Below are 14712 nucleotides of genomic sequence, written 5' to 3'. Positions count from 1 at the left end.
CGCTTCCGGCGCCAAAACCTGTCAGCAGGATGTCAGCCCATCGGCTTGTCGATCGAGGTCGGCGGCTTGGAGAACCAGCGCGGTCCCTGCTCGGTCATGTAGAGGCAATCTTCGAGCCGCACCCCGAACTGGCCAGGCAGATAGAGGCCAGGCTCGTTCGACAGGCACATGCCCGCCGCCAACTTGGTCGCCTCGCCGCGCACGAAGTTGATCGGCTCGTGGCCCTCCATGCCGATGCCGTGCCCGGTCCGGTGCGACAGGCCGGGCAGGCCGTAGTCCGGTCCATATCCCAGGCTCTCGTAGTAGCGCCGCACGGCGTCGTCGACGCCGCCGGCCGGGGCGCCGATCTGGGCGGTCTCGAAGGCGATCTGCTGGCCGCGCGCCACCTCGTTCCAGACCTTGCGCTGCGCCGCCGTCGGCTCGCCGAACACGAAGGTCCGCGAGATGTCGGACTGATAGCACTCGACCGTGCAGCCGCAGTCCATCAGCACGATCTCGCCCTCGCGCACGACCTGCGGCTTCTCCGAGCCGTGCGGCAGGGCCGCGTCCGCGCCGACCAGCACCATCTCGAACTCGGGCGATCCGCCCAGCGCGCGGGTGGCCTTGTTCATGATCGCGCCGACGTCGGCGTGGGTCATGCCGCGCTCGACCTTGCCGTGGGTGTAGCGATAGGCGGCGAGCGTCACGTCGGCCGCCAGCTGCATCAGCGCCAACTCGGCCGGCGACTTGATCATCCGGCAGCCGCGCACGACGTCGGCGCCGGAGACGAACTTCGCGTCGGGCATCCGCCGCGCCAGGCCGTCGTGGACAAAGAACCGCACGGTCTCCTCGACGCCGATCTTCCCGGCCGCCAGCTTCTTCGCCTTCAGCCAGTCGGCGACCACCAAGGCCGGGTCCTCGTCCTCCTGCCAGACCCGCACCTGCGCCGGGACCGCCAGGGTCTCGCGCACCGACGGTTCCTCGAAGTGCGGCGTGACGATCAGGGTTTCGCCCTCGACCGGGATGATCGCGGCGGTCACCCGTTCGCTGCGCCACCAGCGCACGCCGGTGAAATAGGTCAGCGACGCGCCGGCCTCGACCACCAGCGCCGACAGCCCCTGCGCCTTCATCAGGCCCTGGACCTTGGCCATCCGCGCCAGCCGTTCGGCTTGCGAAATCGGGACCGCGCCGCCGGTGATCTTGCTCAGACCCTCGACCTGCGCCGCCGCCGCGCCGCCGAGGCTCAGCGCCAGCCCCGTGACCGCCGCTCCGGCCAGGAAATTCCGTCGATCCAAAGTCGTCCCCCCGGCGCCCGTCAGCCCACGCGCCCATCTGAGCTGCGCCGCCGACTCGCTCCAACCGATAACATCGATATTCCCGAAGCGGCCGCGCCCCGCTAGCCTGCCGCAAAACGGAGAGGCGTCACCCATGACCACGCGCACCGGCATCCTCGCCCTCGTGCTCGCCGCCGGCCTGGCGGTCCCCGCGCTCGCCGCGCCGCCGGCCAACATCGCCGCGGCCCTGGCCGATCCGGCCCGACCGGCCGCCGATGTCGTCCGCGACGCCGCCCGCAAGCCGGGAGACCTGCTGGCCCTGGCCGACATCAAGACCGGCGACAAGGTGGCCGACTTCGTGATCGGCGGCGGCTACATCACCCGCATCCTGTCGGCCGCGGTCGGCCCGACCGGCCACGTCTACGCCTACCAGCCCGGCGAATTCATCAAGTTCCAGGCTTCGTACGGCGAGAACCTCAAGAAGGTCGCCGACGCCTACAAGAACGTCACGCCGCTCGACGCCAGCTTCCAGCAGCTCGATCTGCCGGACGGCCTCGACGCCATCGTCACCGTCCAGAATTATCACGACCTCTACCTGAAGCCGTTTCCGTCCGGGACCGCCGCCAAGGTCGACGCTGAGCTCTTCAAATCGCTTAAGCCCGGCGGCGTGCTGCTGGTCGTCGACCACGCCGCCCTGCCGGGTTCGGGCATCAGCGCCGCCGACAGCCTGCACCGCATCGACCCGGAGGCGGTGAAGAGCGACCTGAAGGCCGCCGGCTTCGTGCTGGAGAGCGAAAGCCCGCTGTACCGTGACGCCGCCGATCCCCACACCACCAACGTCTTCGACCCGTCCATCCGCGGCAAGACCGACCAGTTCACCCTGGTGTTCCGCAAACCCCGCTAACCCCGTCGCGCAGTCATCCCGGCGCCTCACGCCGCAACAGGTTTCCCGTGCAACTTTTTTGCGGCGAAGGGGCCTATTGCGCCATCGTCTGCGATGACCTATGCGCCGAAACTTCGTTTTCGGGGGAAAGTATGGCCAAGGCCGATCCCAAGTCCGCTCCGCCTACCCTCGAGGCCGTGCGCGCGCGCATCGACGCGATCGACGCGCAGCTGCTGGCCCTGGTCGACGAGCGCGCGGGCCTGGCCGTCCAGGTCGCCGCCGCCAAGGCCGCGGCCGGCGACGCTGACAAGTTCGCTCTGCGCCCCGGCCGCGAGGCGCAGCTCATCCGCACCCTGCTCGACAAGCCGCGCAACGCCGCCCGTCCCAGTCTCGTCGTCCGCATCTGGCGCGAGCTGATCGGCGACAGCCTCTCGCGCCAGGGGCCGTTCCACATCTCGGTCTTCGGCGGCCGCGATCCCGGCCGCGCGGTCGAGGGCGCGCGCCTGCGCTTCGGCGCCGCCCCCTCGCTGCGCCAGGTGGCCCGCCCCGAGGACGCCATCGCCGGCGCTAAGACCCTCGGCGGCGTCGCCGTGCTCGCCCTCTCGTCCGACACCCCCTGGTGGGGCCGTCTGCTGGCCGAGCCGAAACTCAAGGTGTTCGCCGCCCTGCCGTGCCTGTCGGCCTGGGGGCCGAACGTCGCCCTGGCCGTCGCCGAGGTCGAGGTCGAACCCACCGGCGCCGACCTGACCTACTGGGTCACCGACGCCGGCGGCACGGCCCAGGCCATCGAAAACGCGCTCGGCCGCGACGGCGTCGCCGGCGACCTGATCGCCGAGGCCGGCGGTCTGAAGCTGTTCGCGCTGATGGGCTTCTACCAGGCCGGCGACGAGCGCCTGGCCCGCGCCCCTGGCCGCCTGACCGGAGTCATCGGGGCTGCGCCGGCGCCGATCGACGTGTAAGACGGCGCTCCCTCCCATCGCCGCCGCACCCATGTCCGACACCGTTCTCGACCGCGCCTCCGCCCCGCGCCCGACGCCCAAGCCGGGCATCCTCGACATCGCCCCCTATGTGCCGGGCAAGTCGAAGGTCGACGGGGTCGAGCATCCGCTGAAGCTGTCGGCCAACGAGAACATCCTCGGCTCCAGCCCCGCCGCCCGCGAGGCGTTCTCGACCGCCTTCGACCAGCTGCAGATGTACCCCGACGGGCGCTCGACGATCCTGCGCGAGGCGCTGGCGGCGACCTACGGCCTGGAGCCCGATCGCCTGCTGTTCGGCTGCGGCTCGGACGAGATCTTCCAGCTGCTCAACCAGACCTTCCTCGAGCCGGGCGACAACATCGTCCAGGGCGAGTTCGGCTTCGGCGCCTACGCCATCGGCGCACGCGCCTGCCAGGCGGAAGTCCGCATGGCCCCCGAGCCCGGCTACCGCATCGACGTCGACGAGCTGCTCAAGCTGGTCGACGCGCGCACCCGCATCGTCTTCGTCGCCAACCCGGCCAACCCGACCGGCACCTGGAACTCGGGCGAGGAGATCCGCCGCCTGCACGCGGGGCTGCCGCCCAGCGTCGTGCTCTGCCTCGACGGCGCCTATGCCGAGTTCTGCGACGACCCGGCCTACGAGGACGGCATGTCGATGGTCCGCGAGTTCGAGAACGTCGTCGTCACCCGCACCTTCTCCAAGCTGCACGGCCTCGCCGCGCTGCGGGTCGGCTGGGCCTACATGCCGCCGGAGATGGCCGCCGCCGTCGACCGCATCCGCCTGCCGTTCAACGTCAACATCCCGGCCCAGCTGGCCGCCGTCGCCGCGCTCGGCGACGAGGACTTCCAGCGCCGCTCGCTCGACCTGGTGAACCAGTGGCGCCCCTGGCTGGCCCAACAGCTGGGCGGCCTCGGCCTCGAGCCGCTGCCCTCGGCCGCCAACTTCGTGCTGGTCGGCTTCCCGGCCACCCCGGGCAAGACCGCCAAGGAGGCCGACGCCTTCCTCAGCGCCCGCGGCCTGATCGTGCGCTACGTGGCCGGCTACGGCCTGCCCAACCACCTGCGCATCACCATCGGCCTGGAGGCGCACAACCGCGCCGTCGTCGAGGCCCTGGCCGAGTTCATGAAGGGAGCCGCGCAGTGAGCGTGATCTATCCGCGCATGGCGGTGATCGGCTGCGGCCTGATCGGCTCGTCGGTGATCCGCGCGGCCCGCGAGGCCGGCGCCGTCGGCCACGTCTTCGTCGCCGACGCCAGCGAGGCCCACCGCGCCCGCATCGCCGAGCTCGGCTACGCCGACGAGGTCACCGGCGACATCGCGCAGGCCGTCAAGGACGCCGACCTCGTGGTCCTGGCCGTCCCGGTGCTGGCCATGGGCCAGGCCGCCGCCGCCGCCGCGCCGGCGCTGAAGCCCGGCGCGACCGTCACCGATGTCGGCTCGGTCAAGGGCAGCGTCGCCGACGCCCTCGCCAAGGCCCTGCCCGAGAACGTCTTCATCGTCCCCGGCCACCCGATCGCCGGCACCGAGCACTCCGGCCCCGACGCCGGCCTCGCCGAGCTGTTCCAGAACCGCTGGGTGATCCTGACGCCCCAGCCGCGCGACGACGCGGCCTATATCGAGGCCGCCGGCCGCCTGGCCGAGTTCTGGCGCGCGCTGGGCGCCAATGTCGAGCAGATGGACGCCGGCCACCACGACCTGGTGCTGGCCGTCACCAGCCACCTGCCCCACCTGATCGCCTACAACATCGTCGGCACCGCCGCCGACATGGAGGAGGTCACCCAGGCCGAGGTGATGAAGTACTCGGCCGGCGGCTTCCGCGACTTCACCCGCATCGCCGCCTCCGATCCGACCATGTGGCGCGACGTGTTCGTGGCCAACAAGGACGCGGTGCTGGAGATCCTCGGCCGCTTCACCGAAGACCTCCAGGCGCTCTCGCGCGCCATCCGCTGGGGCGAGTCCGACAAGCTCTACGACCTGTTCACCCGCACCCGCGAAATCCGCCGCGGCATCATCGCCGCCGGCCAGGAAAGCGCCGAGCCCAACTTCGGCCGCGACCGCGGCAAGCACTGAGCACCGGAAGGGGAGGATTTCCTCACCCCGCGTGCTGCTCGCCCTTGGTTAGCTGCTCGGCCAGCCTGCCGGGCAGTTCGGCCATGTGGTCGAATTCCGCGGTGAACTCGCCCAGTCCCTGGGTCAGGCCGCGCAGTTCCTGGATCAGGTCCTGACGCTCAGCTCGGGGCAGGCAGACCTCGATCTCGTCCCAGCCGCTCCAGCCCTCGCGCGGCGCAAAGCCGAGGATCTGCCCGCGCCGCGCGGTCACCGCCTGGGTGATCTTCGAGGTCGAGGCCTGCGGCGCGTGGATGATCAGCTTCTCGACCGGCTCCAGCAGGTAGGGCGCGGCGGCCCGCAGCCCCTCGCTCATCGCCAGCCGGCCCGCCGCCCGGAAGCTCATCTCCGAGGAGTCGACGCTGTGATAGGAGCCGTCGACCAGCACCACCTCGACATCGGTCACCGGAAACCCGAACGCGCCGCGCTCCATGGCGTCGCGCACGCCCTGCTCGACCGAGGGGATCCACTGCTTGGGCACCACCCCGCCGGTGATCTTCTGGGTGAAGGAAAAGCCCTCGCCCCGCGCCCGCGGCTTGATCTCCAGCACCACGTCGCCGAACTGACCATGACCGCCGGTCTGCTTCTTGTGCCGCCCGCGCTGGGTCACCGGCTTGCGCAAGCTCTCCTGGTACGAGACCTTCGGCCGGTTGGTCGCCGCCTCGACCCCGAACCGGCGTTTCAGCCGCTCCAGCAGCACCTGCAGGTGCGCCTCGCCGCGGCCGGAGACGATGGTCTCCTGGGTGGTCGGATCCTGGGCGATGACGATCGCCGGGTCCTCCTCCGCCAGCTTGTTCAGCGCCGCCGACAGCCGCACGTCGTCCTTGCGGTCCTTGGCCGAGATCGACATCGAGTACAGCGTCGCCGGCGGGAACGCCGGCTGCGCCAGGCTGCGCGCCTTGCCGTCCATCGAGGCGACCATGCCCGGCATCGCCGCTTCCAGCTTGCCGATCGCCACCACCTCGCCCTCACCGGCCTTGTCGGTCTTCTTGCCGCTCGGCGAGGCGAAGCTGGTCAGCCCGCCAGCCCGCGCCTTGTCGCCGCCGCCCAGGGTCAGCTCCTGACCGTCGGCCAGCTCGCCCTGCATGACGCGCGCATAGGCGATCTTGCCCGCCTGCCCGGCGTAGGAGGTCTTGAAGATGTAGCTGCACGGCCCGTCCAGCCCCATGCGCGCGGCGGCCGCCACCACGTCCGGCGTCTCGTGCCGCAGCGCCTTCAGCAGCCGCCGGATCCCGAAGCCGTTCAGCGCCGAGCCGAAGAACACCGGCGTGATCAGCCCCTGCGCCAGATCCGCCACCAGGTCCGCGAACACCGCGTCCCGCTCCGGGCTGAGGTCCGACAGCAATTGCTCCATCAGCGTGTCGTCGAAGTCGGCCAGCTGCTCCAGCATGTGGAAGCGCGCGTCGGCCTCGGCCGCGGCGACGTCGCCGGTCAGGTCGATCTGCTGGCTCGGCTGCCCCGGCCGGTAGACGAAGGCCCGCTCCAGCGCCAGGTCGACGAACCCGGTCACGTGCTCCTTCTCGACCATGGGGATCTGCCGGGCGACCAATCGGTTTCCCGACGCCGGCGCCATCGCCGCCATCAGCTCGTCCAGCCCGCCGCGCGCCTGGTCGATCTTGTTGACGAACACCGCGTGCGGCGTGCGCCGCGCCTCGAGCTCCTTGAAGATCGGCTGCAGCAGGTGCGCCCGCGTCGGGTTCGGATCGGCGACGATGATCGCCAGATCCACCGCCGGCAGCACGAAGTCTTCGGTGCCCGCGAACTCGGGCGAGCCGGGGCAGTCGATCACCGCATAGCGGTCGCCCATGAACTCGAAGCCGGCGACGTTGAACTCAATCGACTGCCCGCGGGCCCGCGCCTCGGGACTGGCGTCGCCGACGCTGGCCGAGCCGACCTCGCCCTGGCGCGGGATCGCGCCGGCCGCGAACAGCATGGCTTCCATGAGGGTTGTCTTACCGGCTCCCGCCGCGCCGACGAGGGCGATGGCGCGTGCGGCGCCGGAACCTGGTCTGCCCATCCTAGGGCCCTCCCAAACGTGAGGGCGCCCGCCTCTGGCAGCGGGCGCTTGTGACCCCGACCGCCTATATGCTTCCACCCGCCGTGCGATCTGCACAAGCGCCGAGTTCACTTAGGGAGTTGGGATGAACGGTTACGTCTGGCTGGGCCTGGCCATCGTCGCGGAGGTGATCGCCACCACCGCCTTGAAGGCCTCCGACAGCTTCACCCGGCTGGTCCCCTCCCTGGTCACCGCGGTCGGTTACGGCTTCGCCTTCTGGTGCCTGTCGCACTCGATGAAGACCGTGCCCGTCGGCATCGGCTACGCGATCTGGTCGGGCGTCGGCATCGTGCTGATCACCGCCATCGCCTGGGTGCTGTTCAAGCAGAAGCTCGACGCCCCGGCCCTGGTCGGCATGGGCCTGATCCTGCTCGGCGTCCTGGTGATCAACGTCTTCTCCAAGAGCTCCGGACACTGATCCGGCGTCAGTGGGCGCCGGCGGCCTCGACCTCCAGCGCCAGCCGCTCGATCCCCTCTCGGGTGCCTTCGATGCGGTCCGCCAGGTCGTCGTGGCCGTCGAAATAGGCCAGCTGCTCGGTCATCCGCATGAAGGTCGCCTCGCCCTCGGCGCTGAACTCCACGGTCACCAGCGAGGCCGACAGCCGCTTGCCGCCGATCTCGACGTCGTAGGCGAAGACGATGCGCGCATCGGGCACGATGTCGAAGAACACCTTCTCCACCCGCTGGCTCACCCCGCCGGGCAGCTGCGCGCGATAGCTCTCGCGGCCGCCGGGCCGGAAATCCATCGTCAGCTCGGTCTCGCCCTCGTCGACATGACAGTCCGACCAGCGCTTCTTGGCCTCCAGGTCGGCCCAGGCGCCGAACACCGCCGCGGGCGAGGCGGCGAACCGCCGCTCGATCACGAAGCTCGTATGGCTCGCCGACCTCATCGACCGCCTCCATCCTTGGTTTGCGCCAGATAGGCGTCCAGCCGGTCGAACTGCGCGTTCCACGCCCGCTTGCGCTGCGCGACCCAGGCCTCCAGCCCGCTGAACGCATCGGGCGCCAGCCGGTAGGTCCGCACCCGCCCGGCCTTCTGCGAGGAGACCATGCCGCTGGCCTCCAGCACCGCCAGGTGCTTCATCACCGAGGGCAGCGCCAGGGTGGTCGGCGCCGCCAGCTCGCTGGCCGAGGCCGGCCCCGCCGCCAGCCGGTCGATCATCGCCCGCCGGCCCGGATCGGCCAGCGCCGTGAACACCCGGTCCAGCCCCTCGCTCACGCCTCCTCCAGGAAGCGCGCCGGCATCAGCTCGCGGTACGGGAAGTATTCGAAGAACGGCCGCGCCTCGCTCAGCGTCCGCGCCACCGACGGCCGCGCCAGCAGCCGCTCGAAATAGGCGCTCAGTTCGGCCCGCGCCTCGCCCCACGGCTCGATGATCCCGGCATAGAACAGCGCCGGCGTCGCCGCGCAGTCGGCCAGGCTGAACGCCTCGCCCGCCGCCCAGGTCCGCACCGCCATGTGTCCCTCGATCAGGTCGTAGGCCATCGCCAGCATCTCGCGGGCGTTCTCGACCCCGCGCGGGTCCTTCTCGCCGTCGGCCCGCAGCCGGTCGGCGACGATCTTCTGCATCGGCGTCATCACGTACTGGTCGAACACCCGGTCCCACAGCCGCGCCTCCAGCCGCGCCTCGGCGTCGGCCGGCAGCATCGGCGGCCCCGGATAATGGGCGTCGAGATACTCGAGTTGGATGCTGGTCTCCGGCACGGCGCGCGCGCCGTCCACCAGCAGCGGGATCTTCGCCGTCGGCCACAACGCCTTGAACTCGCCGCCCGCCGATTGCGAAAGATCCACCACCCGCGCCTCGAACGGCGTCCCGCGCTCATAGAGCCCGATCAGCACCTTGTGGCAGTAGGACGACAGCGGATGGAAGTGCAGCACCAGGCTCATCGGCTCGGCTCCTCGGAACGATAGTTTCCAACACAGCTAACTATCTGCCGCTGGCGCTGGCAAGAAAAACTTTCCGCCGAAGCTAAGTATATTCCTCCCCCGCTACGCAGGAGAGGAAACCCCCGACCTCACAGCCGCGCCTTCAGAAACCGCACCACCTCCGCGTTGAACCGCTCGTGGAAGGCCGTTCGGTCGAACCCCGGCGTCGGCGCGCAGATCGCCGGCGCGGCCGCCGCCAGCTGCGGCGTGCAGGGCCGCAGGAAGTCGAAGTGCCCCGCGCCATCGACCATGTGGAACTCCGGCGTCGCCGGCAGCGCGGCACGGACCGGCTCGACGTACCACGGCGCCGGCAGCACCTGGTCGCGCCCCGCCTGCCACAGCTGCACCGGCTGCGTCACCCCGGCCAGCCCCTCGCGGGTGAAGGCGAACCCCAGCGCCGGCGCGGCGACCACCGCGGCCTTGATCCGCGCATCGTGGCTCCAGCGGGGCGCCTGCGCCGCGACCGGATGGCCGGCGATCAGCCGACAGTCGTAGAAGCCCGGATTGACCCGGCAATGCTCGGCGATGCTCGACAGGTCGGCCTGCCCGCCCGCCGCCGTCAGCACCGTGAAGCCGCCGGCCGAGAACCCGAACGCGCCGACCCGCTGCGGGTCGACCGCCGCCCGTCCGTCCCAAGCCGTCAGCATGTAGTCGATCAGCACCGACAGCTGCCGCGGACGGCCGGCCACGTCGGTCGCCCGGCTCTGGTCGCGCCAGTTGTCGCCGGTGTGGGTCAGCGCCGCGACCACGAAGCCGGCGGCGGCCAGGGCCTGCGCAGTGTCCTCATGGCTGCGGAAGTCGCCGCCGTTGCCGTGCGAGATCGCCACCAGCGGCAGGCCGCGTCCCCCGCCGGGCGGCGACCACACGCCAGCCTCGATGGCCGGGCCGTCCCCGTCGGGAACCGTCAGCCGCGAGAACACCACCGCATCGGCGGGCCTCGCGGCAGGCGCTGGCGCCGGGCTCGAGACAGGACCAGGCGAGGCGGACGACAAGACAAGGGCGGCGATCAGGGGCAGCAGCGGCATTTAGACGGGCTCTCGAAAGGACGTTGACCGACCGCGGTGTGCCGGCCGGTCCGCTTGCAGACCAGCGCTTCTGCGTGAACGGGCGAACGGGTTCGCCGGCGGGCGAGCCGGCTGCGGCGCAGTCACGCCTTTGCTAGGGTCGACCGATGGAATCGACGGGCGGCGATCAGGCGAAATGGCGGACGGCGGCGATAGGCTTCGCCGCGGCGACCGCGCTGGGTCTCGTCCTCGGCGCCATCGGGCCGTTCGGCAGCTACCTCAACGGCGCGGCGCCCGTGCGCATGGCCTATTGGACCGCCAACCTGTGGATCGGCTGGCTGGCCTTCGGCTTCGCCCTGCCGCGGCTGTCCGCCTGGGCCGCCCAGCGCGGCGTCCCGCTGTGGCTCTGGACGCCGCCGGCGATCGCCCTGCTGGCCGTCCTGCCCGCCGTGGTCAGCCGCGCCCTGGCCGTGCGGCTCTGGCCCGTAGTCGGGCAGGTCCATTGGCTCGAATGGTACGCCCAGTGCCTGCTGATCAGCGCCCTGATCACCGCCGCCGTGCTCTGGACGACCCGCCCACGCGCCGCGGCCGACGCTCCGAACCCGACCTCCGCCGACCCGCGCGAGCGCCTCCCCGCGCATCTCGGCCGCACGGTGCTGTGCCTGAAGATGGAGGATCACTACGTCCGGGTGCACACGCCCCAGGGCTCGGCCCTGGTGCTGATGTCGCTCTCCCAGGCGATGGAGGGGCTGAAGGATCTGGAAGGCGTCCAGACCCACCGCTCCTGGTGGGTCGCCCGCTCGGCCATCGCCGGCGTGGTTGAGGACGGCCGCAACCTCCGCCTGAGCCTCAAGGGCGGCCTGCAAGCCCCCGTCTCCCGCGCCCGCGTCGGCCGCCTGCGCGAAGACGGCTGGCTGGCGGCTGGCCAGTAGCTCTGAGGTGTCATCCCGGTTTGCGAAGCAAGACCGGGACCCACCGGATGGACCAAACCTCGGCGCGGCCACGCCTCATCCGCCGCCGCCACGCGAATGGGTCCCGGACAAGCGCTGACGCGCTTTCCGGGATGACACCCTGTGGTCACCCGCAGGGCGCAGCAAACAGCCGTGACCAAGATACCGAGCGCTTACTCCGCCGAGCTCGCCGCCCCCGTCCCCAGGAACTCCGTCACCGCCTCGATCACCTCGACCAGGCCCAGCCGGTCGACGCGCACGCCTTCTGGCAACCCCGAGAACAGCCGCGTCGGGGCGGCGGCGTCCAGCATCACGAACACGCCCTTGTCGTCGGCGCGGCGGATCAGCCGGCCGAAGGCCTGGGAGATGCGGGCGCGGGCGACGTTGTCGTCATAGACCTTGCCGCCGAACCGGGTGCGCCGCGCCTTGTGCAGGATGTCGGGCCGCGGCCACGGCACGCGGTCGAAGGCCAGCAGCCGCAGCGAGCGGCCGGGGACGTCGACCCCGTCCCTGACGGCGTCGGTGCCGAGCAGGCAGGCGTCCTCCTCGGCGCGGAAGATGTCGACCAGGGCGCCCACCTCCAGCGGGTCGACATGCTGGGCGTAGAGCGCCAGCCCCTTGTCGGCCAGCGGCGCGGCGATCCGCTCGTGCACCGCGCGCAGCCGGCGGATAGCGGTGAACAGGCCCACGCCCCCGCCCCCGGCGGCCAGGAACAGCTCGCGCATCGCCGCGGCCACCTGGCGCGGGTCGTCGCGGCCGATGTCGGTGACCACATAGGCCCGCGCATTGGCGGCGTAGTCGAACGGCGAGGTCAGCTTCAGGGTCTTGGGCCGGTCCGGCAGCCGCGCGGCGCCGGTCCGCATCTCGGCCAGGGCGAACGGGTCGTCCAGGGTCGGGTCGGTCAGGGTGGCGCTGGTCACCAGCACCCCGTGCGCCGGGGCGATGACCGCGTTGGTCAGCGGCTCGGTCGGATCGACCCAGTGGCGGCGGCACGCGGCGTCCACCACCCGCCCATAGAGGAAGGTGGCGTCGAACCAGTCGACGAAGTCCGGATCGTCCTCGGCGTCCTCGTCGATGGCCCGCAGCATCGAGCGCCAGGCCGGCAGCAGCATCCGGCAGCGGCGGTCCAGGCCGCGCAGCGCCCCCTCGATCCGGCCGCGGTCGCTGGTGACGATCTGGCTGGCTTCCTCGTCCAGCAGGTCCTCCAGGTGCCGGGCCAAAGCCAGCAGCGGGGCCTCGATCTTGGCCAGGGCGACGGCGGCGTCGCGGGCGGTGGCGCGGACCAGGTCCAGGGCTGGGCGCGCGGCGCACTCCATGCCGACGTCGGACGGCGCGGCGCGCGCGCGCAGTTGCTCGATCACCGCCACCAGGAAGGACTCGATCGGCCCGATCGGATTGACCTCGCCGTTGGGCGGCGCGATGCGGCCCGACCAGCCCTCGCCCGGCAGGGCGGCGGCGGCCTGGATCGCCGAGACCAGCGCCTCGCGCGCGTCCTCGCGGTCGCCCAGCATGTCCATCAGCCGCGCTTCCAGCCCGCGGCCGCGGCGGCCGCGCCCCTCAGGCCCGCGGATCCAGCGGCGCAGTTCGGCGGTCTCCTGCCCCGACAGCGCCGCGGCGAAGGCCGCGTCGGCGGCGTCGAACAGGTGGTGGCCCTCGTCGAAGACGATGCGCTTGAGCTGGGTGGTCTCGCCGTCGGCCTTCGAGCCGCGCGCGGCCCGCGCGCCGTCGAACGCCGCCTGGGTCAGGACCAGGGCGTGGTTGGCGATCACCAGGTCGGCCTTGCGCGAGCCGCGGATCGCCTTCTCGACGAAGCAGGCCCGGTAATGCTGGCAACCGGTGTGGACGCACTCGCCGCGCCGGTCGACCAGGTTGGCGGCGCTGGCCTGCCCCGCCGCCGGGACCGCGAACAGGGTCGGCAGCCAGGCCGGGAAGTCGCCGCCGGTCATGTCGCCGTCGCGGGTGGCGCGCGCCCAGCGCGCGGTCAGCGCCATGCCGATCAGGTCGGCCCCGCCGAGCTGGGCGGTGTTGGCCAGGTCCTGGAAGTTCAGCAGGCAGAGATAGTTCTCGCGTCCCTTGCGGACCACGGCCTTCTTGGCCCGCACCTTGGGGTCGGGAAAGATCGAATGGCTCTCGCGCTCGATCTGCCGCTGCAGGGCGCGGGTGTAGGTCGAGACCCAGACCGAGGGCCCGTTGGCCTCGGCCCACAGCGAGGCCGGCGCCAGGTAGCCGAGGGTCTTGCCGACCCCGGTCCCGGCCTCGGCCAGCATCATCCGCGGCTCGCCTTCGCGCTCTCGCGGGGCGAAGGCGAACGCCGCCTCCTGGGCGTACTCGGCCTGGGCCGGACGGGTCTCGTCGAGGCCCGAGCGCTGCAGCAGTTCGGCCAGCCGCTTGCCGGCGTCCTCCGGGGCGATGGGGCGCGAGCTGGCCTCGCCGGGCGGCGCCTGATCCTCCCACTCCATGATGCGGGTCCAGACGTCGAGGCCCGAGGTGCGGAACTGGTTGCCGACCGGGGCCGAGCGCAGGGCGGCGACCACCGCGGGCCCCCAGGCCCAGCCAGCGCGCATCATCGTCTCGGCGATGGCCAGCGCCTCCTCCCGGCTCGGCTGCGGGCTGGCGGCGATCTCGTTCAGCAGTTGCGTGCAGGCCGCGCGCAAGGCCTCGGCCTGAGCCTGCGCGCCTTTCGGCTCGGGCTGGCCGAGCGCCAGCGCCAGGCCCACCGACGATGGCGCGCAGAAGGTCGCGGGCCGGGCGAAGGCGTAGAGCTCGAGGGCGTCGAACAGGCCGGGCATCCGCGGCGGCGCGTTCAGACCCAGCCGCCGCGCCGTCATCGAGGCGTGGGCGACCAGCACCGGTCCGCGCTGCAGCAGATCGCGGGCGTCAGGCGCGCGGATCGCCTGGCCGCCGGTCGCGTCGGCGACGCCGCCCCGGGGCCCAGGCAACACCACCAGGGCGGGCGCAAGATCCAGACTCGGTGTCGGGGCGTTCACACCGCCTTGCTAGCGGCTTTCGGCAGGAAACGGAAAGGGAACGTTGAAAACCTGCCGATCGGCCGCATTTACTCGCCGATCGCCTCGCCGGAGCCGCCGAACTCGGCCGGGAAGTCCTTCAGTTTCGGCAGGCCGTCCTTCATCCGCAGCACGGTCTCGGCGTAGTTGACGTGAACGCCGGGCGCGAATTCGAGCGTCGGGATCGTGGCGGCGAACACATCGACCAGCTTCAGCGGCGGGTGATTGGCCATCAGGTGGCCGCCGCACTTGCTGCAATACTTGCGCTCGCTCATCTCGGTCTTGGCGAAGGTCGCCACGTATTCCTGTCCGGCCACGACCTTTACGGCCGATGGCTCCCAGAGACTGAAGGCGTTGACCGGCCCGCCGGACCACGATCGGCAGGATCGACAATGGCAATAGCCCATGGCTGCCGGTTGGCCCGTGACCTCGATTTTTACTGAACCGCAAAAGCACTCCCCCGGATACGTCTGAGACATGCTCGGCTCCTGTCAGCTTGTGCGTGACGGCGCGAAGTCTACGCCCCGCGCGCACGCCGACCACCGACTCAGG

14 protein-coding genes are annotated in these 14712 nt (G+C 71.4%); 6 read left to right on the top strand and 8 right to left on the bottom strand.

The features are described 5' to 3' along the window. Nucleotides 1-32 precede the first annotated feature (32 nt). Entirely contained in the window at nt 33-1274 is a 1242-nt protein-coding gene (locus tag AC1Q87_RS13960) for a M24 family metallopeptidase (RefSeq protein WP_492609529.1), read from the bottom strand. Nucleotides 1275-1407: 133 nt separating this feature from the next. Here AC1Q87_RS13960 and AC1Q87_RS13955 point away from each other — a divergent pair, with 133 nt between their 5' ends. The 4 genes from AC1Q87_RS13955 to AC1Q87_RS13940 all read left to right on the top strand — a co-directional run bounded on the left by AC1Q87_RS13955 (nt 1408) and on the right by AC1Q87_RS13940 (nt 5183). Beyond that, complete coding sequence (locus AC1Q87_RS13955; RefSeq protein ID WP_492609528.1) at nt 1408-2157, top strand: class I SAM-dependent methyltransferase; 750 nt, start codon at nt 1408-1410, stop codon at nt 2155-2157. Between the two features lie 131 nt (nt 2158-2288). Beyond that, nucleotides 2289-3095 (top strand): chorismate mutase, encoded by an 807-nt coding sequence (locus AC1Q87_RS13950; protein ID WP_492609527.1) that lies wholly within the window; start codon nt 2289-2291, stop codon nt 3093-3095. Between the two features lie 31 nt (nt 3096-3126). Continuing rightward, a complete protein-coding gene (gene hisC, locus AC1Q87_RS13945; RefSeq protein ID WP_492609526.1) occupies nt 3127-4257 on the top strand; it encodes a histidinol-phosphate transaminase in 1131 nt (376 codons plus the stop codon). Beyond that, complete coding sequence (locus AC1Q87_RS13940) at nt 4254-5183, top strand: prephenate/arogenate dehydrogenase family protein (protein WP_492609525.1); 930 nt, start codon at nt 4254-4256, stop codon at nt 5181-5183. Before hisC ends, AC1Q87_RS13940 begins: the two co-directional genes overlap by 4 nt. Before the next feature lie 22 nt (nt 5184-5205). On the opposite strand, the gene AC1Q87_RS13935 is transcribed toward AC1Q87_RS13940, so the two are convergent. Next, nucleotides 5206-7236: an elongation factor G gene (locus AC1Q87_RS13935; RefSeq protein ID WP_492609524.1), complete on the bottom strand. Its 2031-nt coding sequence runs from the start codon at nt 7234-7236 to the stop codon at nt 5206-5208. 124 nt (nt 7237-7360) lie between these two features. On the opposite strand from AC1Q87_RS13935, the gene AC1Q87_RS13930 reads away from it, so the two are divergent. Continuing rightward, a complete protein-coding gene (locus AC1Q87_RS13930) occupies nt 7361-7693 on the top strand; it encodes an SMR family transporter (protein ID WP_492609523.1) in 333 nt (110 codons plus the stop codon). Nucleotides 7694-7700: 7 nt separating this feature from the next. Here the strand turns inward: AC1Q87_RS13930 and AC1Q87_RS13925 are convergent, their stop codons facing one another. From AC1Q87_RS13925 to AC1Q87_RS13910, 4 genes are all read right to left on the bottom strand, one after another. After that, nucleotides 7701-8165 (bottom strand): SRPBCC family protein, encoded by a 465-nt coding sequence (locus tag AC1Q87_RS13925; protein ID WP_492609522.1) that lies wholly within the window; start codon nt 8163-8165, stop codon nt 7701-7703. Next, complete coding sequence (locus tag AC1Q87_RS13920; RefSeq protein WP_492609521.1) at nt 8162-8494, bottom strand: ArsR/SmtB family transcription factor; 333 nt, start codon at nt 8492-8494, stop codon at nt 8162-8164. The genes AC1Q87_RS13925 and AC1Q87_RS13920 overlap by 4 nt, the downstream gene beginning before the upstream one ends. After that, on the bottom strand, nt 8491-9162 hold the full coding sequence (locus AC1Q87_RS13915; RefSeq protein ID WP_492609520.1) for a glutathione S-transferase family protein: 672 nt from the start codon (nt 9160-9162) through the stop codon (nt 8491-8493). Before AC1Q87_RS13915 ends, AC1Q87_RS13920 begins: the two co-directional genes overlap by 4 nt. A 128-nt stretch (nt 9163-9290) precedes the next feature. Beyond that, nucleotides 9291-10226: an alpha/beta hydrolase family protein gene (locus AC1Q87_RS13910; protein WP_492609519.1), complete on the bottom strand. Its 936-nt coding sequence runs from the start codon at nt 10224-10226 to the stop codon at nt 9291-9293. Nucleotides 10227-10372: 146 nt separating this feature from the next. On the opposite strand from AC1Q87_RS13910, the gene AC1Q87_RS13905 reads away from it, so the two are divergent. After that, nucleotides 10373-11137, top strand: a complete 765-nt coding sequence (locus AC1Q87_RS13905; RefSeq protein WP_492609518.1) for a LytTR family DNA-binding domain-containing protein — start codon at nt 10373-10375, stop codon at nt 11135-11137. Nucleotides 11138-11328: 191 nt separating this feature from the next. On the opposite strand, the gene AC1Q87_RS13900 is transcribed toward AC1Q87_RS13905, so the two are convergent. Together AC1Q87_RS13900 and AC1Q87_RS13895 are read right to left on the bottom strand one after the other, a co-directional pair. Continuing rightward, on the bottom strand, nt 11329-14142 hold the full coding sequence (locus tag AC1Q87_RS13900; protein WP_492609517.1) for an ATP-dependent DNA helicase: 2814 nt from the start codon (nt 14140-14142) through the stop codon (nt 11329-11331). 68 nt (nt 14143-14210) lie between these two features. Continuing rightward, nucleotides 14211-14639, bottom strand: coding sequence for a GFA family protein (locus AC1Q87_RS13895; RefSeq protein ID WP_492609516.1), 429 nt, complete (start codon nt 14637-14639; stop codon nt 14211-14213). Between the last annotated feature and the right edge of the window lie 73 nt (nt 14640-14712).

This window comes from Phenylobacterium sp. GW823-FHT02A09 (assembly GCF_058797775.1).
This window is presented reverse-complemented; position numbering and strand designations above follow the sequence as displayed.

Excerpts from the sequence above, each read along its gene's own strand:
- AC1Q87_RS13955 (WP_492609528.1), top strand. The coding sequence starts at position 1,408 with ATGACCACGCGCACCGGCATCCTCGCCCTCGTGCTCGCCGCCGGCCTG.
- AC1Q87_RS13950 (WP_492609527.1), top strand. The coding sequence starts at position 2,289 with ATGGCCAAGGCCGATCCCAAGTCCGCTCCGCCTACCCTCGAGGCCGTG.
- hisC (WP_492609526.1), top strand. The coding sequence starts at position 3,127 with ATGTCCGACACCGTTCTCGACCGCGCCTCCGCCCCGCGCCCGACGCCC.
- AC1Q87_RS13935 (WP_492609524.1), bottom strand. The coding sequence starts at position 7,236 with ATGGGCAGACCAGGTTCCGGCGCCGCACGCGCCATCGCCCTCGTCGGC.
- AC1Q87_RS13930 (WP_492609523.1), top strand. The coding sequence starts at position 7,361 with ATGAACGGTTACGTCTGGCTGGGCCTGGCCATCGTCGCGGAGGTGATC.
- AC1Q87_RS13925 (WP_492609522.1), bottom strand. The coding sequence starts at position 8,165 with ATGAGGTCGGCGAGCCATACGAGCTTCGTGATCGAGCGGCGGTTCGCC.
- AC1Q87_RS13915 (WP_492609520.1), bottom strand. The coding sequence starts at position 9,162 with ATGAGCCTGGTGCTGCACTTCCATCCGCTGTCGTCCTACTGCCACAAG.
- AC1Q87_RS13910 (WP_492609519.1), bottom strand. The coding sequence starts at position 10,226 with ATGCCGCTGCTGCCCCTGATCGCCGCCCTTGTCTTGTCGTCCGCCTCG.
- AC1Q87_RS13905 (WP_492609518.1), top strand. The coding sequence starts at position 10,373 with ATGGAATCGACGGGCGGCGATCAGGCGAAATGGCGGACGGCGGCGATA.
- AC1Q87_RS13895 (WP_492609516.1), bottom strand. The coding sequence starts at position 14,639 with ATGTCTCAGACGTATCCGGGGGAGTGCTTTTGCGGTTCAGTAAAAATC.